This window comes from Pseudomonas sp. Pse1 (assembly GCF_024519635.1).
GTDB lineage: Bacteria > Pseudomonadota > Gammaproteobacteria > Pseudomonadales > Pseudomonadaceae > Aquipseudomonas.
The window spans coordinates 315815-339057 of sequence record NZ_JALJRO010000005.1; the positions used below are offsets into that span (position 1 = coordinate 315815).

The 23243-nt window shown below is 60.6% G+C and carries 27 protein-coding genes; 8 read left to right on the top strand and 19 right to left on the bottom strand.

The window, feature by feature from the left end:
• Positions 1 to 7: 7 nt before the first annotated feature.
• The 4 genes from NR126_RS10690 to dsbD form a co-directional block, all read right to left on the bottom strand.
• Complete coding sequence (locus NR126_RS10690; protein ID WP_027620220.1) at positions 8 to 556, bottom strand: RNA polymerase factor sigma-70; 549 nt, start codon at positions 554 to 556, stop codon at positions 8 to 10.
• 248 nt (positions 557 to 804) lie between these two features.
• Positions 805 to 1572 (bottom strand): thiol:disulfide interchange protein DsbG, encoded by a 768-nt coding sequence (dsbG, locus tag NR126_RS10695; RefSeq protein ID WP_027620221.1) that lies wholly within the window; start codon positions 1570 to 1572, stop codon positions 805 to 807.
• Positions 1548 to 2414: a TlpA disulfide reductase family protein gene (locus NR126_RS10700; protein ID WP_256830195.1), complete on the bottom strand. Its 867-nt coding sequence runs from the start codon at positions 2412 to 2414 to the stop codon at positions 1548 to 1550. The genes dsbG and NR126_RS10700 overlap by 25 nt, the downstream gene beginning before the upstream one ends.
• Positions 2414 to 4147, bottom strand: coding sequence for a protein-disulfide reductase DsbD (dsbD, locus tag NR126_RS10705; RefSeq protein ID WP_256830196.1), 1734 nt, complete (start codon positions 4145 to 4147; stop codon positions 2414 to 2416). Before dsbD ends, NR126_RS10700 begins: the two co-directional genes overlap by 1 nt.
• Before the next feature lie 153 nt (positions 4148 to 4300).
• Between dsbD and NR126_RS10710 the strand changes: the two genes are divergently transcribed.
• Both NR126_RS10710 and NR126_RS10715 read left to right on the top strand, forming a co-directional pair.
• A complete protein-coding gene (locus NR126_RS10710) occupies positions 4301 to 4981 on the top strand; it encodes a response regulator (protein WP_027620224.1) in 681 nt (226 codons plus the stop codon).
• Positions 4978 to 6300 (top strand): ATP-binding protein, encoded by a 1323-nt coding sequence (locus NR126_RS10715; RefSeq protein ID WP_105753748.1) that lies wholly within the window; start codon positions 4978 to 4980, stop codon positions 6298 to 6300. Before NR126_RS10710 ends, NR126_RS10715 begins: the two co-directional genes overlap by 4 nt.
• Before the next feature lie 46 nt (positions 6301 to 6346).
• On the opposite strand, the gene NR126_RS10720 is transcribed toward NR126_RS10715, so the two are convergent.
• From NR126_RS10720 to soxR, 11 genes are all read right to left on the bottom strand, one after another.
• A complete protein-coding gene (locus NR126_RS10720; protein ID WP_027620226.1) occupies positions 6347 to 7174 on the bottom strand; it encodes a bifunctional 2-polyprenyl-6-hydroxyphenol methylase/3-demethylubiquinol 3-O-methyltransferase UbiG in 828 nt (275 codons plus the stop codon).
• Between the two features lie 91 nt (positions 7175 to 7265).
• Positions 7266 to 8234: a metal ABC transporter solute-binding protein, Zn/Mn family gene (locus NR126_RS10725; protein ID WP_027620227.1), complete on the bottom strand. Its 969-nt coding sequence runs from the start codon at positions 8232 to 8234 to the stop codon at positions 7266 to 7268.
• On the bottom strand, positions 8235 to 9134 hold the full coding sequence (locus tag NR126_RS10730; protein ID WP_027620228.1) for a metal ABC transporter permease: 900 nt from the start codon (positions 9132 to 9134) through the stop codon (positions 8235 to 8237).
• Entirely contained in the window at positions 9134 to 9886 is a 753-nt protein-coding gene (locus tag NR126_RS10735; protein WP_256830197.1) for a metal ABC transporter ATP-binding protein, read from the bottom strand. The genes NR126_RS10730 and NR126_RS10735 overlap by 1 nt, the downstream gene beginning before the upstream one ends.
• On the bottom strand, positions 9883 to 10812 hold the full coding sequence (locus NR126_RS10740) for a metal ABC transporter substrate-binding protein (protein WP_372826228.1): 930 nt from the start codon (positions 10810 to 10812) through the stop codon (positions 9883 to 9885). Before NR126_RS10740 ends, NR126_RS10735 begins: the two co-directional genes overlap by 4 nt.
• Before the next feature lie 34 nt (positions 10813 to 10846).
• The gene (locus NR126_RS10745) at positions 10847 to 11422 is read right to left on the bottom strand and encodes a DUF6162 family protein (RefSeq protein WP_027620231.1); all 576 of its coding nucleotides are present in this window, start codon (positions 11420 to 11422) and stop codon (positions 10847 to 10849) included.
• Entirely contained in the window at positions 11419 to 11766 is a 348-nt protein-coding gene (locus NR126_RS10750; RefSeq protein WP_027620232.1) for a hypothetical protein, read from the bottom strand. The genes NR126_RS10745 and NR126_RS10750 overlap by 4 nt, the downstream gene beginning before the upstream one ends.
• Positions 11763 to 12269 (bottom strand): thiamine pyrophosphate-binding protein, encoded by a 507-nt coding sequence (locus tag NR126_RS10755; RefSeq protein ID WP_306218772.1) that lies wholly within the window; start codon positions 12267 to 12269, stop codon positions 11763 to 11765. The genes NR126_RS10750 and NR126_RS10755 overlap by 4 nt, the downstream gene beginning before the upstream one ends.
• A gap of 35 nt (positions 12270 to 12304) precedes the next feature.
• Positions 12305 to 13516 (bottom strand): PepSY domain-containing protein, encoded by a 1212-nt coding sequence (locus NR126_RS10760; protein WP_105753745.1) that lies wholly within the window; start codon positions 13514 to 13516, stop codon positions 12305 to 12307.
• Between the two features lie 243 nt (positions 13517 to 13759).
• Positions 13760 to 14218: a VOC family protein gene (locus NR126_RS10765; RefSeq protein WP_256830198.1), complete on the bottom strand. Its 459-nt coding sequence runs from the start codon at positions 14216 to 14218 to the stop codon at positions 13760 to 13762.
• 131 nt (positions 14219 to 14349) lie between these two features.
• Positions 14350 to 14808 (bottom strand): redox-sensitive transcriptional activator SoxR, encoded by a 459-nt coding sequence (soxR, locus tag NR126_RS10770; protein WP_256830199.1) that lies wholly within the window; start codon positions 14806 to 14808, stop codon positions 14350 to 14352.
• A gap of 92 nt (positions 14809 to 14900) precedes the next feature.
• On the opposite strand from soxR, the gene NR126_RS10775 reads away from it, so the two are divergent.
• From NR126_RS10775 to NR126_RS10795, 5 genes are all read left to right on the top strand, one after another.
• A complete protein-coding gene (locus NR126_RS10775) occupies positions 14901 to 15266 on the top strand; it encodes an antibiotic biosynthesis monooxygenase (protein ID WP_105753744.1) in 366 nt (121 codons plus the stop codon).
• A 106-nt stretch (positions 15267 to 15372) separates the two neighbouring features.
• A complete protein-coding gene (locus NR126_RS10780; RefSeq protein WP_027620238.1) occupies positions 15373 to 15642 on the top strand; it encodes a hypothetical protein in 270 nt (89 codons plus the stop codon).
• A gap of 96 nt (positions 15643 to 15738) precedes the next feature.
• Positions 15739 to 16353, top strand: a complete 615-nt coding sequence (locus NR126_RS10785; protein WP_105753743.1) for a LysE family translocator — start codon at positions 15739 to 15741, stop codon at positions 16351 to 16353.
• 203 nt (positions 16354 to 16556) lie between these two features.
• Positions 16557 to 17726 carry an aminotransferase class V-fold PLP-dependent enzyme gene (locus tag NR126_RS10790; protein ID WP_256830200.1) on the top strand — a complete coding sequence of 390 codons (1170 nt, stop codon included), beginning with the start codon at positions 16557 to 16559 and terminating at the stop codon, positions 17724 to 17726.
• A gap of 58 nt (positions 17727 to 17784) precedes the next feature.
• Positions 17785 to 19593, top strand: a complete 1809-nt coding sequence (locus tag NR126_RS10795) for an aminopeptidase P family protein (protein WP_256830201.1) — start codon at positions 17785 to 17787, stop codon at positions 19591 to 19593.
• A gap of 48 nt (positions 19594 to 19641) precedes the next feature.
• Here NR126_RS10795 and NR126_RS10800 read toward each other — a convergent pair whose 3' ends face one another.
• Both NR126_RS10800 and NR126_RS10805 read right to left on the bottom strand, forming a co-directional pair.
• Entirely contained in the window at positions 19642 to 20232 is a 591-nt protein-coding gene (locus NR126_RS10800; RefSeq protein WP_105753740.1) for a 2-hydroxychromene-2-carboxylate isomerase, read from the bottom strand.
• 38 nt (positions 20233 to 20270) lie between these two features.
• Positions 20271 to 21011: an SDR family oxidoreductase gene (locus tag NR126_RS10805; RefSeq protein WP_256830202.1), complete on the bottom strand. Its 741-nt coding sequence runs from the start codon at positions 21009 to 21011 to the stop codon at positions 20271 to 20273.
• Positions 21012 to 21101: 90 nt separating this feature from the next.
• Between NR126_RS10805 and NR126_RS10810 the strand changes: the two genes are divergently transcribed.
• Complete coding sequence (locus tag NR126_RS10810; protein WP_027620244.1) at positions 21102 to 21662, top strand: TetR/AcrR family transcriptional regulator; 561 nt, start codon at positions 21102 to 21104, stop codon at positions 21660 to 21662.
• 9 nt (positions 21663 to 21671) lie between these two features.
• Here NR126_RS10810 and NR126_RS10815 read toward each other — a convergent pair whose 3' ends face one another.
• Together NR126_RS10815 and rhtA are read right to left on the bottom strand one after the other, a co-directional pair.
• Positions 21672 to 21953 carry a hypothetical protein gene (locus NR126_RS10815; protein ID WP_081786398.1) on the bottom strand — a complete coding sequence of 94 codons (282 nt, stop codon included), beginning with the start codon at positions 21951 to 21953 and terminating at the stop codon, positions 21672 to 21674.
• A gap of 165 nt (positions 21954 to 22118) precedes the next feature.
• Positions 22119 to 23006, bottom strand: coding sequence for a threonine/homoserine exporter RhtA (rhtA, locus tag NR126_RS10820; protein ID WP_027620245.1), 888 nt, complete (start codon positions 23004 to 23006; stop codon positions 22119 to 22121).
• Between the last annotated feature and the right edge of the window lie 237 nt (positions 23007 to 23243).

Here is a 23243-nt window from a genome sequence, read left to right on the forward strand (position 1 = left end):
AATGGAACTAGTAACGGGCGAAGGTGGCGCCTCGGGTGTCGGAAACTTCTCGGCAATGCACCAGCGCATCGCGAATCATGAAGTTGACGAGGGTCGGCGAGACACCCAGTTCCCTGGCGATGTCCTTTTGTGGCACGCCGTGCAGGCGGTACATCTCAAAGGCATAGCGGGTGCGGCTCGGCAGTTCGCCGAGGGCATCGGCGATCGTTTCCAGGGTGCGGAAGTTGCTGTGCGAGATTTCCGGCGACGCACCGTGGATGACCACATTCAAGCCTTCCTCTTCAGGCCCTGAGTACTTCTGCTCCAGTGCCTGCTTGCGGTAATGGTCGATCGCCAGGTTGCGTACGATCTGGAACAGATAGCTCAGCTGCGCCTTGAACGAGGATGTGATGTGTGGCGCCGACTGCAAGCGAAAGAATGCGTCCTGCACAACGTCTTCAGCACGGGAACGGCAACCGGTAATGCGCGCTGCGATTTTCACCAGTACCGGCCGGTTATCAACAAATGCCTGCAGTAGCGGTGAGTCGTACCTGCCGTGGGAAACGTTTTCCATCATGGAAGTCACCTTGTCGCAAAAAGTTGGTAGGACGACCAGCGTTTCGGAACCGTCCTACGATCCAGCGACAAGCTATGACTAATGATAATAATTGTCAATTAGGAATGGTTATTGATTCTGTCCTGGGACGGGTTTTCGAACGATTGCACATCGATCAGACCGTCGCTATTCATGGACCGATTGGCTGCTCCTGTAAGTCGGTGCCCGATGCTGGGTCTGCATCGATTGGCAACGTGTTTTTCGCGGCCTCACTTCGGCCCGAGTATCTTCGTCAGTTTGTCCGGTGACGGGGCGCCTTGTTGCTGTTGCAACTCGCCCTTGTCATCCATGTAGAAAATCGCCGGGGTGGCGGACAGTTCCAGTTCGTCCATCAGGCGCATGTTGTCGTCGAGCTTGGCCTGGACGTCGGCAGGGATGCTCTTCAAGGCTTTCAGCGTGCTTTTCTTGCCGGCTTTTTCATGTTCATCCAGAGCCTTCGCCGGGTCCTTGCTGGCCAGCAGTGCGGCGGACTTGCCCGGGCTGTCTTCGCGGATGATGCCGACCATGATATGCCGCAGCTGCACCTTGCCGGCCTTGACCCAAGGCCGAGCCTGTTCCCAGAACATGGTGCAGTAGGGGCAGTTAGGGTCGCTGAACAGGTACACCACGCGAGGCGCATTCTTGTCGCCGTCAGCGATCCAGTGGCTGGCGTCCATCTTCGCCCAGACTTCCTTGGCCATCGGCGCATAGACCAGTTTCTGCAGAGGCTCGGCGCTCAAGTCTTTGCCATCGGCGTCGTACAGGTTGCCCAGCAACACGTGTTTGCCGTCCGGTGTCAGGTAAAGGGCCATGCCGCGATTCTGGTACTGCGCGGCATACCCGCGCAAGCCGTCCGGAGCATCGAAGCTGCCGATGATTTTCGCGCCCTTGGCCTCGATCTTGCGGAGCGCCTCGGGCAGCTCTTCAGCCTGCAACAAAGGGCTCTGCAGCAGGGCGGTGCCCAGGGTCAACGTCAGCAGGTGGCGGAAGCGGGGCATGGCAATTTCCTTGTTGTATGGGGCTGAGTGGCTGCGTCGGGGCTGCCGAAGTTTTCCAGCGCCCGGGCCAGACTGGCATCAGAGAGTTCGCCGAGATGGCTGGCCAGCAGACGACCTTCGGCGTTATAGAAAAGGGTGGTAGGCAGCGCCATGGAGCCAACGGCCTGGCCCAGGCGACCACCGCCATCGAACAGGATATTGGTCAGGCTCAGGCCCTGGGTGGCGAGGAAGGTGCTGACGCTCTGCATGCTTTCGCCTTGATTGACGAACAGGAAGGTCAGGTCCGGGCGCTGTTGCTGGGCGTTTTCCAGCACCGGCATCTCCCGGCGGCACGGCGGACACCAGGTCGCCCAGAGATTGATCACCAGCGGGCCACCCTGATAGTCCGTGAGTTGCACGGTTTCCCCGGCGGCGTTGCGCAAGGTGATGTCTGGCAATCGGGTACCCTGTTCGTAGAGGTTCAGCGACAGACTCGCCAACAGCCAGAACATCAGACCGGTGCCGACCCCATAACCCAAAGGCTTGCGCAGGCCCGCGCGGCGCCAGCCCCACAGGACGGTCGCCAGTAACAGGACAATGACCCCGGGCCAGACCAGGAAGCCGCCGTCACGCAGGTCGATGATCTGCCACGGATCACCGTGGTAGTGAGCCCAATAGGCAATCACAAAGCCGACGCGGGCGGCGAGCAAGCCCAGCAGGAACAAACCGAACAGCACCGACTCGGGATTTTCACCGCCACGTTTGGCCACTCGCCAACCGACAAAAGTCGCCAATGCCAGGGCACTGATCAACAGCAAGTGATTGAGCGCGATGGCGAACGTGCCCAGGGTAAAAGTCAGCATCAGCGGGCGTCCCGGGTGATGTTCCAGCGATGCAGGAAGCCAGCGGCATCGACTTCACCGGTAATCCGCTGGCTACGGCGTTCTTCGCCATCGGCACCGATCCACAACAGGCTGGGTGGCCCCGGCACTTTGTAGCGTGCGAGCAGCTCGCGGCTCGCGGGATTGTCGGCGGTCACGTCAAGGCGCACCAGGCGCACATCCTTGAGTGCAGCCATGACCTCGGTCTTGCCGAACACCTGTTTTTCCATGATCTTGCAGGACACGCACCAGTCGGCGTAATAGTCCAGCAGCACCCATTGACCCTGGCCCCGAGCGGCGTCCAGTTCAACCTGCAACGCGGCGGGGTTGTCGACGGTGACAAAGGCATCGTGGGCGCTAGGGCTGGCTGCAGTGCCAGAGGTTTGCCCGCGATAGATCTGCAAAGGTTTGAACAGGTCGTCCGTGCCGCCCGCAGCCCCCACCAGCAACACCGCGCCCCACACCCCTGACAGCAGGGCCAGACTGCCAAACAGGTAGGCGACGCGACCGAAACCGCCGGTCTGGCGCCAGGCGCTGTAGGCGATGATCAGCAGCAACGCGCCCCACAGGCCGACCCACAGCGACTCATCGAGCACCGGGCGCACCATGACCAGCGCGGTGCCGAGAAACAGGAAGCCGAATACGCCTTTGAGCAGGTTCATCCAGGTGCCGGGCTTGGGCAGGAAACGATTGCCCACCGTTACCAGTAACAGCAGTGGCAGGCCGATCCCCAGGCCCATGGTGAACAGGATCAAGCCACCGTGCAGGGCGTTGCCGCTTTGGGCGATATACAACAGCGCGCCGGCGAGCGGGGCGGTCATGCACGGGCCGACCAGCAAGCCGGACAGGGCGCCGAGGATTCCGGCGCCGAGTAGACTGCCGCCGCCCTGTTTGCGACTGGCGTTTTCCAGGCGATCACGCACAGCGACCGGCAATTGCAATTCGAAAAAGCCAAACATCGGCAGGGACAACAGCACAAAGATCAGTGCAAAACTGCCCAGCAACCAAGCGTTCTGCAGCAACGCCTGCAGGTTGGCCCCGAGCATCGCGGCGAGCACGCCGAGGGCCGCGTAGACCAGGGCCATGCTCACTACATAACTGCCGGCCAGAGCAAACCCACGCTTGGCACTGGCGCCACTGCCGACGATCAGACCCGCAAGAATGGGCAGCATCGGCAGCGAACAGGGGGCAAAGGCCAGCAACAGGCCCAGGCCGAAGAACACCAGCAGGCTCCAGCCCAGTGCGTGTTGTTGCAGTCCGCTGGCGAGGGCCTGGTCTGGGGCTTCAGAGGCGGCGTCTGGCGGGGTGCCGCCAAGGTCGACAACCTGGGTTTGTGGCGGGTAGCACAGGCCGGCATCGGCACAGCCCTGATAGCCGACCTTGATTTGACCGGTGGCGCCGGCCGGGATCTTCAGTTCCAGGCCCTGGCGATACACCTGCTGGTCACCGAAGAACTCGTCACTGTGGTCCTCGCCCTTGGGCAGCGCGGGTTTATGGGCGTCGGCCAGGCCGTTGAAGGTCAGGCGTTTCTGGTACAGGTAATAGCCGTCGGCAATCTGCCAGAACAGTTGGGTTTCCCCGGATTCCAGGCGTTCGGAGGTCAGGACGAAGGCTTTGCCCACAGGCAGGAAGTCAGGTTTGCTTTCGAACGGATTGGACCCGGCCTGGGCCAGGCTGGCAAAAAAAACCAGGAACAGTAGAAACAGACGACGCATGGGCAAACCTTATTACCGGTACAAGTGGAGGCACGATGACGGCTGGCGATTAACCGATGATTAACCGCGCTGTCCTTGTGGAGCAGGCGACTGGGGCATAATGTCCGCTTAATCGGCAGTTGTCTTAATCACCCTTTTTCAACAGGTCACACCATGCACGTACTTGTCTGTGAAGATGATGAGCTGATCGCCAGCGGCATTGTAGCCGGACTCACTGCCCAGGGCTTGACCGTAGAGCACGTGGCCACGGCGTCGGCTGCGCGGGCCATGCTCAAGGTCGCCGAGTTCGATGTGATGGTGCTCGATCTGGGTCTGCCCGATGAAGATGGCCTGAAACTATTGCAGCAATTGCGTCACCAGGGCCTGGAGATTCCGGTACTGATTCTCACCGCACGCGACTCGGTGACTGATCGCGTCGATGGCCTGCAGGCGGGCGCCGACGACTACCTGCTCAAACCCTTCGACCTGCGCGAACTGGCTGCGCGCCTGCACACCCTGTTGCGCCGGGTGGCGGGGCGCAGCGTCAATCTGATCGAGCATGGTGCCCTGAGCTACGACCCGAGCAGTCGCGAAACCCTGCTGGCCGGGCAGCCGGTGGACTTGTCCCGGCGCGAGCAATCGCTGCTGCAAGCCTTGCTGCATAACCGTGGGCGAGTACTGTCCACCGAGCAATTGAAAGACAGCGTGTACGGCTTCAACGATGAGTTGGAGAGCAATGCCCTCAATGTGCACATCCACCATCTTCGGCGCAAACTCGGCAATGGCATCGTCGAGACAGTGCGCGGCCTAGGCTATCGCCTCGGTCCTGCCGACGGCCCCGAGCCGCGCAAATGATGAGTTTGCGTTTGCGTCTGAGCCTGACGCTCGGCGTGGCTTTTGCGATGATCTGGGCCTTGGCGGCCGCCTGGATGCTCAGTGATCTGCGCAATCAGATGATGTTTTCCCTCGATCAACGGCTGGTCGCCTCGGCACGCATGGTGGCCGGTCTGTTGGAGCAATTGCCGACCCTGCCGAGCAAGGGCGAGGGTACCCATTTCAGCGCCGAGCAGTTGACCGTTCCGGGCGGCATGGCCTGCCAGGTCAGTTCCCTGCGCGGCGAAATCCTCGCACGCAGCCACACCACCCCTGAGCAAACCCTGGAAGCGGAAAAAATCGGCTTTCATGACCAGATGATCGACGGTGTGCGCTGGCGCAGTTTCACCCTGGTGCGCGACGACCTGCGCATCACCACGGCCGATCGCCAAGTGGAACGCGAAGCGCTGAACATGTCGGTCCTGCTCACTGCCTCAGTGCCGGTGGGCGTGGCGCTGTTGGGGTGTCTGTGTCTGTTGTGGCTAGGCATTGGCCAGGGCCTGGCACCGCTCAACCGCATGCGCGATGCCCTGATGCGGCGCAGCGCCGACTCACTCGAGCCATTGCAGGTGCAGCCGCTGCCGAGTGAGTTGCAGCCCTTGCTGGAAACTCAGAACCAATTATTCCAGCGGATCGGCAGGACCATCGAGCGTGAGCGTCGGCTGACCGGCGACGCAGCCCACGAATTGCGCAGTCCGCTGACCGCGATCAAGACCCACCTGCAAGTGGCGCGTATGACCGAGGGCGCTGCCCGCGATCAATCCCTGGCCCGCGCCGAAGAAGGAGCCGATCGTCTGCACCGGACCCTGGAGCAATTGCTGCTGTTGGCCCGGGTCGAGGGCAGCCTGTCGTTTGACGACGGGGTGCAGTGCAATGCCGAACAGGTGGCGCGCCTGGCGATCCAGGATGCGTCGAGCGGAGACCGTGCGCGGATTCGTCTGCAACTGCCCGCGAGTTACTCACAGGCGCCGCTACAAATGCCGGCGGTGCTGGCGATTGCCGCATTACGCAACCTGCTGGACAACGCCCTGCGTCACACGCCCGACGACGCGCCGGTGGAACTGAGCCTGGAAACCATCGGCAATCGCCTGCGTTTCCAGGTCCGCGACCATGGCCCGGGCATCGCCGCCGACGACCTGCAACACCTGACCCAACGCTTCTGGCGTAACAGCACGAGCAACGGTTGCGGACTGGGCCTGGCGATTGTCCAGGCAATCGTCCAGCGCTGTGGCTGTGTCCTGCATTTCGACAGTCGCCCGGATGGCCTGCGGGTCGAGTTGACCGTACCGTTGCAAGCCTGAAAACCCATGAAGCCCCAGACCACATTCCAGGTCTGGGTGATGCGCCTCAGGCTTGCCGCTTGATTGCTTGCAGGGTGTAGCTCAGCGGCAGGCGCCACGGTGCTTGCTTGAGGCGATATTCGCCGCGGTCGTCGCAGACCATCTGCCCCGGCAGGGCTTCCCAGGGAATGCTCTGATGCTCCACCAGGCCACTGATCTGCAGGCCATGCTTGAGCAGGGCGCTGATGATCTCGCCCATGCCGTGATTCCACTCATGGGACAGTGTGGCGGTCAAGGTCTGGTCGGTTTCGACATAGGTGCCGGGGTCATCCCAGGCCAGCGGCGTCTCGCATTCGAAGTAGGGTTGTTCGACGGACAGCAGGTCCTGGCGGCTCTCGTTCAGGGTCCACAGCATCGGATGGCCTTCACGAATGAACAGCCGTCCGCCGGGCTTGAGTAGATGGCTCACGGTACGCGCCCAGCGGTCGATGCTGGGTAGCCAGCACAAGGCGCCGATGCCGGTAAAGACCAGATCAAAGCCGCCGGCCGGCAGTACCTGGGGCACGTTGTCGATTTCCGATTCGAGGTAATCGATGGCCGTGTCGCAACGCCTGGCCAGTTCTCGCGCCTGGTGCAGGCTGGCCGCCGAGAAGTCCACCCCGCTCATTTGCGCGCCGAGGCGCGCCAGCGACAGGGTGTCGGTGCCGATGTGGCATTGCAGGTGGATCCCGCGCAAGCCGGCGATGTCACCGAGCAACGGCAGATCGAAACGCACGACCTCGGAGAGAAAGCGCGGATCGTCGACAAAGGACTGCACCGCGTACTCCCCGGACGCCGCATGCAGCGGCGCGCGGTCGTCCCAGTTGGCTTTGTTGTGCTTGATGTAGTCACTCATGTGGAGACCCGATCCTTGTCTGTCCTGAGGGGGAGGCGGGCAGACTAGCATCGGGTTCTTCATCGGTTCCTGAGGGTTTTTGTAAGCATCCTCAGGATTTCTGCAGCAGCGCGTTCAACAGTTGGTCAATGTTGCCCGAGAGCTCGGCCAGCGGATCGTCGCCATCGGTGCTCAGCACCAGCAACTGACTGCCTGCCGCCGTAATCGCAGCCTTCAGCGCATCTGACGGCTGGCGATGGTGCAGGACCAACGCCACATCGTTGTCCTTCAGGCTGGCGCTCAGCTGTTGCAGGGCCTCGGGCGTCCATTCGTTGTCGGTGCGCGCATCGACACCCGCCGACTCCAGATTCAGGCCGCTGATCAGATAGTCAAAGTGATCGCTGAGGCTGAACACGCTGAGGTTGTCAGCATCGGCCAGTTTCGCCTCGCTGTCGGCGCTGAGTTTGAGCAGGCGTTGCTTGAAAGTGGCCAGGTTGCTGTCGATCTTCGCCTTGGCGTCGGGCACCAGGCGTACCAGGTCGGCGGCGATCACGTCGGCCATGCGTCCCAGGTTGTTGCTGCTCATCCAGGGTTGGCTGTTCAGGCCGTCGCTCTTGCCCGGTTGCAGGGCGACCCCGGGCAGCGCGCCATCCACCGGGCGCGCGGCGTCGATTTCGACGATGCGGATATTGCTGCGCCGGGCGTTGGGGTAGAGCGGGTCATCGGGCCACAGCGAGCGCAGGCCGATCACCGCATCAGCGTCCAATGCGAGCTTGTGCAGGGCCGGGGCGCCGCGTCCGGTGAAATACGACGCCTGGCGCGAGCCCGGCAAATTGGCCGGTGCCGCCCGTTCCAGACTGATGTCGGTACCCTCGACCAGGCTGCTCGCCAGGCCGTAGGTGATCGGCAACGAAGCCAGTACCAGGACCTTATGGCTGGAGGTCGCGCCATGCAGTGCGGTATTGCCGATGCCGTTGCTGGCGACCACGCGCATCGGTTCGAAACGGTCGCTGGCGAAGGTGCTGTTGGCCAGGCCGCAAAGAGCGAGGGCCAGGGTCAGTTGGCGCAAGGTAAAAGACATTTATCCAATATTCCCTTTGAGGCTGGGGACCACGCCGCGCGCGATGGCGGCCAGGGCGAAGGCCATGCCGGCCACCAGAATGATTGCCGCGCCGGAGGGGATCGGCAGGTCGAAGACGATGGGCGCAAGAATCCCGCACAGGGTGCTGATGGTTGCGATCAACACCGAGCACCAGAAGAAACCCTTCAGCGACTGGCTCAACAGGCGCGCGGCAGCGGCCGGGATCACCAGCAGCGCGCCCACCAGGATGGCGCCGATGACTTTTACTGCCGCTACAGTGATCAGCGTTACCAGGATCACGAACAGGTAATCGAGGGTTTTCACTGCCACGCCGCGAACCGCCGCCAATTGCGGGTTGAAACTGGCGAGCATGATCCGGTTGTACAGCGGCAGGCTCAGGCCCATCACCAGCGAGCCGACGATGGCCAATACCAGCAAGTCATTGCCGTTGACCGTCAGCACCGAGCCGAACAGCACGTTCTCGAGAATGTGCACGTTAATCTTGCCGGCGAGGATCAACAGCAGGCTGGCGCCCATGGCCAGGGACACCGAGAGGAAGACTCCGATCAGGGTGTCCGGGGCGAGTCCTGTGCGGTTGCGCAGGTAGTTGAGCAGAATGCCAAACAACAGGCAGTAGCCGAACAGGCTGCCGTAAGGACCGGTGTAGGGTTCGCCGAGCAAAATGCCGATGGCCACGCCGGTGAGAGCCGCGTGACCGACTGCCTCGGAGAAAAACGCAAAGCGCTTGACCACCACCAGCGTACCCAGCCCGCCCAGGACCGGGCCGATCAGCAGGCCGGCGAGCAGGGCGTTGACCACAAACCCGTAGGCCAACGCTTCTGGCAGGTAGCCGGAGGACGCCCAGCCCTGGATCATCAAACGAAAGGCTTCGTAACTCATCACGCCGCGCTCCCGCTGGTCCGTGGGTGGGTGGAAAACAGGCTCAGCAGGCGTTCCGGAGTCAGCGCCTGTTGCGGCGTGGCGTCGAACAGTACCCGGCGATTGAGCCCGGTGACGCGATCGGCCAGGCGGCCAACGGCTTCCAGGTCGTGCTCGATCCACAACACGGTGATTCCGGCCTGGCGCCAGTCGTTGAGCAGGCGCTCGAATACCTGGATTCCGGCTTCGTCGAGGGCTGACATCGGTTCGTCGAGCACCAGCAGTTGCGGGGCCGGAATCAGGCCCTGGGCCAGCAGCACCCGCTGGCGCTCGCCGCCGGACAGCGCGCCCATGCGCCGCTTACGCTTGTCTTGCATGCCCACGCGTTCCAGCGCGGCGTCGATGGCAGCGCTGTAGTGGCGGCTGATGCCGAGAAACGCCGGGCGCCGCTGGCACATGGCGGCCATGAAATCGTCGACGGTCATCGGCAGTCCTCGATCGAACTCCAGCGCCTGCGGCACGTAACCGATAGTGCCTGGCTCGCCGGGCCATTGCAGGCTCAGGCGACCCTGATGGGGCATATGGCCGAGCAGGGTCTTGATCAGCGAGCTCTTGCCGCCACCATTGGGGCCGACCAGCGCGTGCACGCTGCCGGGCTGAACCTGGAAACTGACGCCCTGGAGAATCGTGGTGCGGCCGAGGCTCAGGCTGACGTCTGAAAACTCCACGGCGGGACCGGCCAGCGACACGCTGAGGTTTTGCTGGATGGTCATGCGCCGGCCTCCTGAATCGCCCGGACGACAGTGTTGAGGTTGCCGGTCATTTCTTTTTCATACTTCTCGGCGCTGTATTCACCGTAGGAAATGTGCGACAGCGGGTAGAGTTTTACTCCCGATTCACGCTGGATGGTGTCGACATACGCAGACGGGAAATCCATCTCCGAGAAGATCACCTTGACGTCCAGTTCGCGCAGTTGGTCGATGGTTTTCTTCAACTGGCTCGGGCTCGGCTCGATACCGTGGGCCGGCTCGACCACAGCGGTCACTTCCAGGCCGAATTCACGCAGCAGGTAGTCGTAGGCGGCGTGAACCGTGGCCACCCGCAGGTCGGCATTGGGTGCGGAGGTCAGTTTGGCCAGGGCGTCGGCGCGCATCTGCCGCAGGCGTTTGCCATAGGCGCGGGCGTTCTGGGTGTAGGTCTTGGCGTTGTCCGGGTCGAGCTTGCCCAGCTCACGGGCGATGTTGTTGACCTGGGCAATGGAGGCGCTGATTGACAGGAAGGTGTGCGGGTTAACCACTTTGCCGGCGCCGCGTGCGGCAATCCCGGTGGCGGCCAGCAACGGCACGTTCTCGTTGGCTTCGATCACCTTGACGTTGGGGGTTTCACTGGCGGCGATCATGCGGTCGGCGAAGTCGTCGTGGCCGACACCGTTAAGCACAATCACATCGAGGCCGGCGATACGCTTGATGTCTTCGGCGCGGGGTTCGTAGGCATGGGGGTTGAAGCCCGCCGGAATCAGCGGCACCACTTCCGCCTTGTCACCGACGATATTGGCCACGTAGCTGTAGTACGGATGCAGGGTGATACCAATGCGCAGGCGTTTGGCCTGATCGGCGCTGGCCAGGGGCATGATGATCAAGGCCATGAGGCCGATCAGCAGGTGCTGCAAAAAACGAGGACGTGAAGATGAACTGGACATGGGCAAGCGGTCTTCTCTCGGAGGAATGCGCAAATCAGTGTTTATGCTGACGGGTGACACCGGCGTCGAATTGAGCGACGACCTGTTTCCAGCCCGCGCTGCTTAATGCGCTGTCGGCCAGGTCGCCAGGGGCTTTCAGGTCTTTGCTGCGATTGAGCCAGATGTCCGGCTCGGCTTTGCCTTCGGCGTTCAGGCGCATCAGGAACGAACCGGCCACTTCAGGGGCCTGGCTCTGGCCAAAGTAGGCGTTGCTGTCGAGCAACTGCCAGGCATGGCCGCCACGGCTGACCGAGCTGGCGTCCTGGGCAAAAGGCGCAAAGCCTTCGTCGGCAAGGAGTTGCGGGGTCGGCAGGGCCTGTTGTTCTTCGCGCAACAGCTGGATTTCGTCGAGGGTCACCCGCAGGTCGGCGTAAATACCTTGCTCGGCAGCGCTGAGGTCGCGGCGGGCATCCAGTTGATGGGACTCGACGCTGCTGATGACCTGGGATTCGCCGCGCCAGAGCACAACCGAGCCGGCAACCGCGAGGATCGCCAGGCACAGCAGCAGGACATATAGGGTTTCGTGGCCGGCACCGGCCGGGCGCACGAGTTGGGTGGTGGGCGTGCTCATGGGGCCTCGATATCCGCTTGGTCGATTTCGACCACGTGGCCTGGGCCGGCGTCGAACAGGACGTAGAATTCAGCGCCGGGTTTTTTGAAGGTCACGGTCGAATCGGCGCCGAGCTTGCCCGGGACCAGGATGGTCTCGTCATAGCCGATCACATCCAGGGTCACCCCCGGTGCGCCGCTGCCATCGGAAAAACCACCGGTGCAGCGAATCTGCTCGGCATCGATGGCCTTGCATTCGCACATTGGGTTGTGGGCCAGTGCCTGTGCGCTGAAACCTGCGCCCAAAGCCAGAAACAGTGCACTGCCAAGCAGGCGCAGTGGGGAATTACGGCGGGCAACGGTCATGGTTTGCCTCCTTGTTTGTTCAGCCAGGCGAGGGTCGCGGGGGAAGCGTTGGCGAGCGGTACGGCGGCCTGGTGCATGCTGCCGTCCCAGCCTTCCATGGTGATCCAGATTTCGGCGTCGGCGTTGGTCTTCTGCGGGATCGGCAGGGTCGCGCCCATGCGATAGGGCGAACCAAAGAAAATCACTCCGGCGGCGCGCAGGCTGCGGGGTTTGCCGATACGCAGATACGTAGCCTTGACCTCACTGATACAGGCCTGGCACAGCGCTGCGTTGAAGCTCTTCATGTAGCCCGCCGGCCCGGAGTTGAGCGGCGCTTCGTTGCGCAACTCAGCCAGTTGCAGGCTCCAGGGGCCGACCTGGATCTCGCCGATTTCACGTTCGCCCAGGCCGCTATCGCCACGAAATAGTGCGACGTCGGCGAAGTACTTGGGCATGAATCCCAGCGGGATCAACAGCAGCAGGATGTTGATATGAAAACGATACTTGTGCCAAAGCTGGCTCAAGCGTGACGGTTGTGGTGTTACGGCGCTGACCTTGCTCACAGGTTGCCCTCTGGCGAGTTGCTGTTCATGGCTGCAACCGGTTGTTCAACCTTGGCCGCACGGGGTGGCTTGTTGCTACGTTTCAGGGCATTGGCGGTGGCCAGGGCGGTGCGCTTGGTCCAGATCAGCAAGCCGCTAAGGACCATCATGCTCAGCACCAGGCCGAAGAAGAACCAGATCATCTTGATCCACAGGCCGCCAAAGTCGCCGGTGTGCAGCGGACGCATGGATTCGGTGACGAACTCCAGCCCGGTGCGGTCCGACAGCAGGCGCGAGGCATCGATCTCGCCGTTGTAGGGGTTGATGGTGGCGGTCTGGAACATCAGCGGATACCAGCCACGGCCACCTACGTTCAAGTGGCTATAGGCATTGCTCGGCAGGCTGACGAAGCTTGCCTCGAGCCCGGGGATTTTCTCCTGGGCGATGAGGATGGCGTTGTCCAGGTCGATGATTTTTGGCGGTGAACCGTCCGCCGAGACCGGCACGCTTTCGCGGGCGACCACTGGAATCACTGGCTCGCTGGAAATCGAGATGTGGTTGTCGAACAGCAGCGCTTCGATCAGGAACCAGATGCCGGTGACCGAGATGACCGCGATGAACCAGATCGACCAGATCCCGCTCAGGCGATGGAAATCGCCCCAGAAAATCCGCGCGCCATGGTTGAAACGCAGGGTCGGCTTGAAAAAGCCTTTCCAGAACTTTTTGTACACCACCAGGCCAGTAATTAACGACACCAGCAGGGGAATGCCGAGGAACGACACCAGGTACCAGCCCCAGCTGAATCCATTGGTGAAGGGCACCAGCCACCAGCCATGCAAGGCCCGAGTGAAGGCTTCGAAGTTGAAGTCCGGGCTGATGCCCTGGATAACCCCCGTGTAGGGGTTGACGTAGACCGACACCGAACGCCCATCCGGATAGCTCACACTGGCGGTCAAGGCGAAGTGGGATTCATCCGAGCGGCTGATGGATTCGACGATGGTTTGCGGCTCGGCCTTGTTGATGGCGGTGAGCACCTGCTGGTAACTGAGCAGTTCGGCATCATCGGACGGCTTGCTGGCGCGAACATCGGGGTTGGCCAGCCAGACAATTTCCTGGCTGACAACGGCCAGGGTGCCGGTGACGCAGACGATCAGCACAAAGAACCAGATGGGCAATGCCAGCCAGCTGTGCACCAGAAACCACAGTTTGGAGCGGGATTTCTTCGACATGAATGAGGGTCTTGATTCGATGAGAGGAGCGGTGCGGGGGCACCGTTATTCCTGAAAAGCCGGCCGTAGCTTTTGCCTACGCGGCGGGCTGCATCTAGTTAAGACGAATGAGAATCAAAAAACCCGAAAATTAAGATGAAACCAAATGTTTCTAAATGGCTTTCAGAAAGCTGGAGGGGGCGCGCAGAGGCCCCGTCGGCCTGCACTGGTGCGTGTAAGGCCGAGCTTCTATGGGGAGTTTTATTATTGAGGCTTGAACATGTCCTTGGCCCGCTCTTCGATCTGCGCGTGAGTCAGCTCTTCCTTGTGGGTGGCGAGAAACCACAGGTGCCCATAGGGGTCTTTCAAGGTGCCCGAGCGGTCGCCGTAGAATTGGTCCTTGACCTCTGAAACGACAGTGCCACCGGCGTTGATTGCCTGGAGGTAGCTTTTATCGACATCTGCGACATAAAGATGTAGCCCGACGGATGGCGACGCATCCGGATTGCGCAGTGGGCCTTGATCGCAGGGCGTGCCCAGCATGATGGGGAAGCCGCCGATCCGCAGCTCAGCATGGCCGACGGTTCCGTCCGGCATTGACAGGCGCATGACTTCGGTCGCGCCGAAGGCTTTCTTGTAGAACTCGATGGCTTCGGCGGCCTTGGCGATGCCGAGGTAGGGGGTGATGCACTGGAAACCGTCGGGAATGGGTTTGACGCTCATGACCGTTCTCCTTTATTGGGCGGGACGTAGCAGGGCGGTGTGCGGTCAACTCACTATAAGCCAGCCTCACCCGCCCATAGATGTGCCCGACGGGGTGCAGAAAGTGCCATCAAAGTGCCGTTTGGTCATGTTCAAGTCTCGGGCTTGAGCAGTTGCGCCCCGGAGCCCTGTTCGCCGAGTACATCGGCGTAGTTACGCAGTGGACAGGCTTCCATCGACAGGCAGCCACAGCCGATGCAGCCATTGAGCTTGCTGCGCAGCAAGGTCAATTGCCGGATGCGCTCATCCAGATCATTGCCCCACTTTTCCGACAGCAGCTTCCAGTCCGCGGCATTCGGCGCGCGATGGTTGGGAAGGGACTTGAGCGCCTCGCCGATTTCTGCAAGGGGAATGCCCAGGCGCTGCGCCACCTTGATCAACGCCACCCGGCGCAGCACTTCGCGCGGATAGCGTCGCTGATTGCCCTGGTTGCGATTGCTGTGGATCAGCCCCTTGGACTCATAGAAGTGCAGGGCGGTAACCGCCACGCCACTGCGCTCGGCCAATTGCCCGACACTGAGTTCCTTGTGCAGGTATTCTTTTTCAATCATCTCGTTTGTCGCTTGACCTTTACTTAACTGGAGGTTTTATCCTGCCCGCCTTCAACTCGCAAGTTGCGATCGACGCGCCAGGGGGAATCCTCATGCAATCGCTGGAAAAAAATCGCAGTTTCACTCAATTGATCGAATTTGATGTCGAACCTGATCAACAGCACGCTTTAGTGCTGGCGTTGTCGGCGCAGACCGAGCATCTGGCGCAGCATAGTCAAGGGTTTCTCAGTGCCAGTGTGCAGGCCAGCGACGATGGCCGGCGGGTGCTCAACTATCTGCAATGGCAATCGCGTGAAGCTGGAGAAGCGGCTTTCCAGGGGATAGAGAGTGGCGAGCGGGATTTCTGGCAATTGATCCGGGCTCACCAGGCCAAAGGCGTCACCTTCGGCAGCTTCCAGGTCCTGCGCAGTATTGAACGCAGTGAGGACAATGCCCTGCACTGCAGTCTGGTGAGTTGAATCGGTTAAAACGCCGATAACGACTATCGAGCGCGATGATTTTTCTCCCGTGAGGTCCACGAGTAGCCTGTGTCCATTGCCCAGCGCCGCTCACAGGACCTTTTCGATGAACACTCTTCTTGCTCTCTCGCTGCTCAGCGTCGTAACGGTGCTTGCCGGTTGTGCCAGCCATCCCGCCCCGGAACTGCGCCCCTACACGGCCGCGGAACAACGTGAGCTATCTCTGGAAGCGCTTAACCGTCGTGGCCTGTCCTTTGATGAGTACCAGGCGAAAAAAGCCGAGCTGCTCGGCGAGCCGCGTAAAAACTATGGCTTCGACCAACAGGGCGAGATGAACGCCGAGCGCGGCCGAGTGCTGCAGGGGCGCGCCAGCTGAGTGACTGTACCGCTCGAAGTTTTCCCCAACTGTGCGTGGGCTTCGCACAGGGGCTGCGATAGGGTCAATATCTGACTGCCCTGATGGAATCGCACCATGACCCTCTCCCTGGATTTACTGCTGGGCTTTGCCCTGTTTGCGCTGGTGACGTCGATCACTCCCGGACCGAACAACACCATGCTGCTGGCGTCCGGTGTCAATTTCGGGTTCAACCGCACCATTCCCCACATGCTCGGCATTACCTGCGGTTTTTTCATCCTGGTGCTGGCCGTCGGCTTTGGCCTGGGCGCGGTCTTTCAAAGCTATCCTGTGCTGTACAACGTGCTGCGCGTCGTGGGTGCGAGCTATTTGTTGTACCTGGCATGGAAGATCGCCCATTCCGGGCCGGTCTCGGATTCCGCGGACGGCCAGGCTAAACCTATCAGTTACCTGGGCGCGGCGGCCTTTCAATGGGTCAATCCGAAGGCTTGGATCATGGCCATTGGTGCCATCAGCACCTACACCCCGCTGCAGGGTTATTTCACCAATGTGATCGTGATTGCGGGGGTATTTGCTTTGATCAACCTGCCCAGTGTCGGTGTCTGGGTGGTCTGTGGCAGCCTGTTGCGCAATGTCCTGCGCGATCGCCGCTGGCTGCGTCTGTTTAACTGGGGCATGGCCTTGCTGTTGGTTGCGTCGCTGTACCCTATGCTGCATGAAAGCTTCGGTTGACGAGTGCTTCAACCCGGAGTCCGATGCCTGTTAAGCTGAACTTCAGGAGCGTTCCTACGCACTTTTAAATGAAGTTGTCTTTCTTTAACTGCATCCGATCAGGCATTGCTGAATTCTTCTGTGATCCGCCGCCTTTTCAGGCGTGATGTGACGCAGATTCATTCCAGAGCTGATGATCCGGGAACCCGCTCTGCGAGCCTTTTATGAATAATCGTCCTTTATATTTCGACTACGCCGCCACGACGCCTGTGGATGAGCGGGTCATTCAGGTCATGGTTGAGTGCCTGGGATTTAACGGTAACTTCGGCAACCCGGCATCCAGTTCCCATGCGTTTGGCCAGCAGGCCAGGCGTTCGGTCGAGCTGGCCCGACAGCAAGTCGCCGACCTGGTAGGCGCGCAAGCGCAGCAGATCGTCTGGACATCCGGCGCCACCGAATCCAATAACCTGGCCCTCAAGGGGGTTGCCCAGGCCCGAGGCTTTGGCGGCGGACACATTGTTACCAGCCAGATCGAACACAAGGCCATCCTCGACACCGCCCGGCAATTGCAGGACAGCGGGATCGAGGTCACTTACCTGCTGCCGGATGCCGAAGGGCTTGTCACGGCGCAGGCAGTCAGCGAGGCGCTGCGCGAAGACACCTTCCTGGTCTCGGTCATGTTGGTCAATAACGAACTCGGCACGCTCAACGATATACCCGCCATCGGCCAGACAGTCCGTGAACATGGGGCGTTGTTCCATGTCGATGCGGCGCAGGGGGCGGGCAAAGTGGCGATCAACCTGACCGAGTGGCCAGTGGACCTGATGTCGTTTTCGGCCCACAAGCTCTATGGTCCCAAGGGTATCGGCGCGTTGTACGTCGGACCGCGGGCCGAGCAGCGCCTGCAGGCACAAATCCACGGCGGTGGGCATGAGGGCGGTTTGCGCTCCGGAACCCTGGCGACCCATCAGATTGCGGCGATGGGGGCGGCCTTTGCCTTGGCGGCCGAGCATTTTGCCGAAGAAGCGGCGACTATTGTCCGCCTGCGCAGCCGTTTGCTTAAACAACTTGGCGCAATCGCCGGGTGCTGCCTGAATGGCAGCGCAACACAGCGCATTCCCCATACCCTGAGCCTGACCTTCAGGGAAGGTGAGTTCAACGGCCAGGCACTCAGCGCGTCCATTGCGTTCTCGGCGACCTCGGCCTGCAACTCCGCGAGCAATGCGCCTTCCCATGTGCTCCTGGCGCTTGGCCTTGATGCCCGCAACGCAGGACGGACGATCCGCCTGAGCCTGGGACGCTTCACCACCGAGCAGGACATCGATCAGGTGGCCCAGTTGATCAAGACAGCGCTCGCCAGTCCACCGGCGTTCTGGGCTGCTCCCCAACCCTGAGGCGTCGACCACGAGTCAGCGCCTTATAACGATATTCCAGTGGTTAGCAGGAGACATGATGAGTACGCAGCCTTTGACCCAGGGAACGGTTCCCCAGCGCCTGACCCACGTCCGCGAGTTGATGCGCCGGGAAGGCATTCACGCATTGCTGGTGCCGTCCGCCGATCCGCATTTATCGGAGTATCTGCCGGGCTATTGGCAGGGACGTCAGTGGCTGTCGGGCTTTCATGGCTCGGTCGGGACCCTGATCGTGACTGCCGACTTCGCCGGTGTCTGGGCTGACAGTCGATACTGGGAGCAGGCGAGCAAGGAACTCAAGGGCAGCGGGATCGAGTTGGTCAAGCTGCAACCGGGTCAGCCAGGTCCCCTGGACTGGCTGGCCGAACAAACTCCCGAAGGCGCTGTGGTGGCGGTGGACGGTGCAGTGATGGCCGTGGCTGCGGCGCGAACCCTGGGTGGCAAGCTGGAGGAGCGCGGTGCCCGCTTGCGCACCGACATCGACCTGCTCAATGCAGTCTGGAGTGATCGTCCGAGCCTGCCAAATCAGCCGATCTATCAACACTTGCCGCCAGAGGCGACGGTCAGCCGCGGCGAAAAGCTCACTAAGCTACGTGAAACCCTGAAGGCGCGCGGTGCCGATTGGCATTTCATCGCCACCCTGGACGACATCGCCTGGTTATTCAACCTGCGCGGCGGCGACGTATCGTTCAACCCGGTGTTTGTGTCCTTTGCCCTGATCAGCCAGGAGCAGGCAACCTTGTTCGTGGCGCTGGGCAAGGTCGATGCGTCCCTGCGCAAAGTCCTAGAACAGGACGGGGTTACCCTGCGCGATTACACCGAAGTGGCGCAGGCATTGGCGGCGGTGCCAAGCGCTGCAAGCCTGCAAATCGATCCGGCGCGAGTCACTGCCGGATTACTGGCTCACGTCGGCGGTGGCGTGAAGTTGGTCGAGGGGCTGAACCCGAGCACCTTGGCCAAGTCGCAGAAAAGCCTGGCCGATGCCGAACACATCCGTCAGGCCATGGAGCAGGATGGCGCGGCCCTGTGCGAATTCTTCACCTGGCTCGACAGTGCGCTGGGCCGTGAGCGCATCACTGAATTGACCATTGATGAGCACCTGACGGCGGCGCGTACCCGGCGTCCGGGTTATGTTTCGCTGAGTTTCAACACCATTGCCGCGTACAACGCCAATGGAGCAATGCCGCATTACCATGCAACGCAAGAAGAACACGCTGTCATCGAGGGCGACGGGCTACTGTTGATCGACTCCGGTGGCCAGTACCTGGGCGGCACCACCGATATCACCCGGATGGTGCCGATTGGCACACCGACCGTGGAGCAGAAGCGCGATTGCACGCGAGTCCTCAAGGGTGTGATTGCGCTGTCGCGTGCGCGCTTTCCGCGGGGCATCCTGTCACCCTTGCTCGACGCGATTGCTCGCGCGCCAATCTGGGCCGAAAGCGTGGACTACGGGCATGGCACCGGGCATGGCGTCGGTTACTTCCTGAATGTGCATGAAGGCCCGCAGGTGATTGCCTATCAGGCTGCCCCCGCGCCGCAAACAGCGATGCAACCCGGGATGATCACTTCCATTGAGCCGGGGACCTATCGTCCCGGGCGTTGGGGCGTGCGCATCGAGAACCTCGTATTGAACCGCGAGGCGGGGAGCAGCGAGTTTGGTGAGTTCCTTGAGTTCGAAACCCTGACCCTGTGCCCGATCGACACCCGTTGTCTGGACGTCACGTTGCTGACGTTAAACGAGCGTGAGTGGTTCAACGGTTATCACGCCGAAGTACGTCGACGCTTGAGCCCGTTGCTGGATGCTGCCGCGTTGGAGTGGCTGAACACCCGGACCGCCCCGATCTAGCAGAAATACGCGCCATTGCCGGTGTCGGCAATGGCGCGTTGCCGCGTGCTAGCGCAATGCCTCGCGGACAAAGTCCAATCGATCCTGGCCGAAATACAACTGGTCATCGACGAACATGCTCGGTGCGCCAAACACTCCTCGTTGAATGGCTTGCTCGGTGCAGGTCTTGAGCGTTTTTTTGACCGCTTCGTCGGCGGTCAATGCCAGCACCGATTGTGGGTCGAAGCCGCGTTCGGCCAATACCAGCGCCACGACTGCCGGGTCATTGAGGTTTCTGCCATCGACCCAGAGTGCTTGAAACAGGCAGTCGATAAAGTCCAGGAAGCGCTCGGGGTGGTGCATCTGCATGCCGGTGACAGCACGCATCAGCAGCAGGGTATTGATCGGAAAATTCGGATTGAGGCGAAAGGCGACGCCATAGCGATTGGCGTAACGACTCAGGTCCACGAACATGTAGTGCCCCTTGGCCGCAATGGTCGCGGGTGAGGCGTTTCCGGTGGCCTTGAACACCCCTCCCAGTAACATCGGTCGGTAAATCAATTCGCTATCGGTTTGCTCGCAAATTCCCGGTAATTGGGTATAAGCCAGGTAAGTCGCCGGGCTGCCAAGGTCGAAGAAGAACTCCACGCTTTTAGTCATAGTTGATGCGCTCTGTTTATTGTTATGGGCAGTCAGGCTTACCAGCGCTCATTCCAGGGCCGCAGATCCAGTTCGAAAGTCCAGGCATCCCGTGGCTGGGTGTGCAGGTACCAGTAATTCTCGGCGATATGTTCGGGATCGAGAATGCCATCCTGGTCCTTGAGCGCATATTTTTCCGGGAAGCTCTGGCGAATGAATTCAGTATCGATGGCACCGTCCACCACCACGTGGGCGACATGAATGTTCATCGGACCCAGCTCCCGCGCCATGCTCTGGGCCAATGCGCGGATACCGTGCTTGGCGCCGGCAAACGCGGCAAAGCCCGAAGCGCCGCGCAGACCAGCGGTCGCACCGGTAAACAGGATGCTGCCGCGTTGTCGGGTGACCATGCGCTTGGCCACTTCGCGGGCATTGAGGAAGCCCGAGAAGCAAGCCATTTCCCAAATCTTGAAGTATTTGCGCGCGGTTTCTTCGAGGATGCTGCAGGGGACGTTGGCACCGATGTTGAACACCATGGCTTCGATCGGGCCGATTTGGGTTTCGATCTGTTCGATCAGGGCGACGACCTCTTCTTCCTTGCGCGCATCGCAGGCAAAGCCGTGGGCTTCGCCGCCGCTGGCGTTGATCGTGTCCACCAGCGGCTGAAGCTTGTCGGCGCTGCGCCGCGTTACGCAGGCGACCAGTCCTTCACGGGCGAAACGCTTGGCAATCGCACCTCCGGTGGCATCACCTGCACCGACAACCAATACGACTTTCTTGTTGTTAGTAGCGATAGTCATTGTCATTGCTCTTTAGTAAACGGTCGTTAACTAAACGAACGTTATGCTACGCTCGGTGTAACGTCAAGACGATCGATTTCAGGGGCAGTCATGCGCTACTCAGCCAACCATAAAATGGAAACCCGGGAAAAATTGCTGGAGAGCAGTTCCCATTCGGCCAAAAGGGCGGGCTTTGCGACGGTTGGGGTCGACGGGTTGATGAAGGCTATCGGCCTCAGCGGTGGGGCGTTCTATAGTCATTTCTCATCGAAAGATGAGCTGTTTGCCGCAATCGTCGAGCGTGAGTTGAGTCAGAGCCTTGAACGCTTGAGTGGTGACGGGGAGTTGAGCCGAGCCAGGCTCGAGCGATGTCTCAAGCATTATTTGAGCATGAGCCACGTTGAACAGGCCGCAGACGGCTGTGCGCTGCCCGCGTTGGGCGCAGAAATTGCTCGCGCCGATATCGAGGTTCGACAACAGGCCGAGCAGTGGATCTGCCGCTTGCACGAGAACTGGGCGAGTATTCTGGAAAGCGACACTCTGGCCTGGGCCATCCTGTCGCAATGCGTGGGGGCTTTGGTGGTTGCGCGAATGCTGGTCAATCCGCAAATCCAGCAGCACGTCCTTCAATCGAGCTACGTGGAGATTGGGCGGCAGATCGCCGAGTCGTGAATCATCGGGTTACTTGCAGATGATAATCATACTGCGACTGGTATAGCCGGCGGGATTCAGGCCGAAAGGGTAGTCACCCGGGTCTTCTACGCCGTCACCTGACTTGGCGACTACCTTATATCCCTTGGGGCCGCATGCCTTGACCGCGGTAGCGGTGCATTGGTCCCAGGAGGAGGAAAGGCCGGAGCAATTGATGTGCAGGCCTTTTTTGCCGCGTTTGACTTCGGTTTTGGACGTTGCAGCGCATCCTGCGATGGCAAGTACAGCTATTAATACCAAAAATCGTTTCATTCCTTTCCCTATTGCGGTCTCGGGTCTGGCTACCGAGCCTGAAAGCCTACGCTTTTGCCTTATTGGGTGTAAGTTCCCTGAGCGAACTGTCCGTGTTAAATGTCGAGTGGCGGCTAAACATGGCGCAATTGCGGGATAAATGCCAGACCTTTGTAGGAATGTTTCTCAGTCAGTTGCCACGATGGGCTTGGCGTCCCGACCCATGGTCAAGGTTGCACCGACTGACGCGAGGATGATGCAACTGATTGCCATCCACTGCGCGAAAGACAGGTATTCCTGCAGGAACAGCAAGCCGGACATGGCTGCAATGGCGGGTTCGACACTCATTAAGGTGCCGAAGGTGCGCGCCGGCATACGGGTCAGGGCAATCATCTCCAGGGTATAGGGCAGGGCAGTCGACAGCACGGCTACGCCCAGCGCCACGGGAATTAGCGAGGTCGTCAGCAGGGCGGTGCCTGCGTGGGCAACGCCGAACGGTGTGACAAATAACGCCGCAATCATGACCCCAAGTGCAGCCGTCTGAACCCCGTTATCTGCACCAGCCTTCTGGCCGAACAGAATATAAAGTGCCCAGCACACGCCAGCGCCCAGGGCGTAACCTGCTCCCGTCAGGTCGACCTGCGCACTGCTTGCTCCGGTGGGGATCAGCAGCAGCAAGCCAACGATCGCCAGGGCGATCCACAGAAAGTCGATAGCCTTACGCGAGGCGTAGATCGCCACTGCCAATGGTCCGGTGAACTCCAGTGCCACGCCGATGCCCAGCGGGATGGTTTGCAGGGACATATAGAAGAGCAGGTTCATGCCGCCCAGTGCGACGCCGTAAACCGCAACCGTTCTCAGGGATTTGGCCGTGAGCTTGGCTTTCCAGGGGCGGAGCAGCAGGATCATGATCACGCTGGCGAAAATCAGCCGCAGCGTCGTGGTGCCCTCGGCGCCGACCACCGGAAACATGCTTTTGGCCAGCGAAGCACCAGACTGGATCGATGCCATGGCTATTAATAGCAGGCCTACCGGAAACAGGGTCGAGGAAAGGCTACGGGGTTGTTCATTCATCGCGTGGAGTCGTCCGGCAAATAGGCATGTGAGCAGATGTGTACACCATCATGCTCAAGTAATGAGAAATGAGCAATATACTGCGCATTGTTTATTGTCATGGTTAATTTAAGGGCGTTTTTTGGAGGCTGGATGGCTCTATGATAGAAAAAGCAAATTAGTAGTTGACGGCAGATTTCATGTGTCTATAATTCGCCCCACTTCCGGCGCAGTCGAAACGGAAAACTCCTTGGTAAA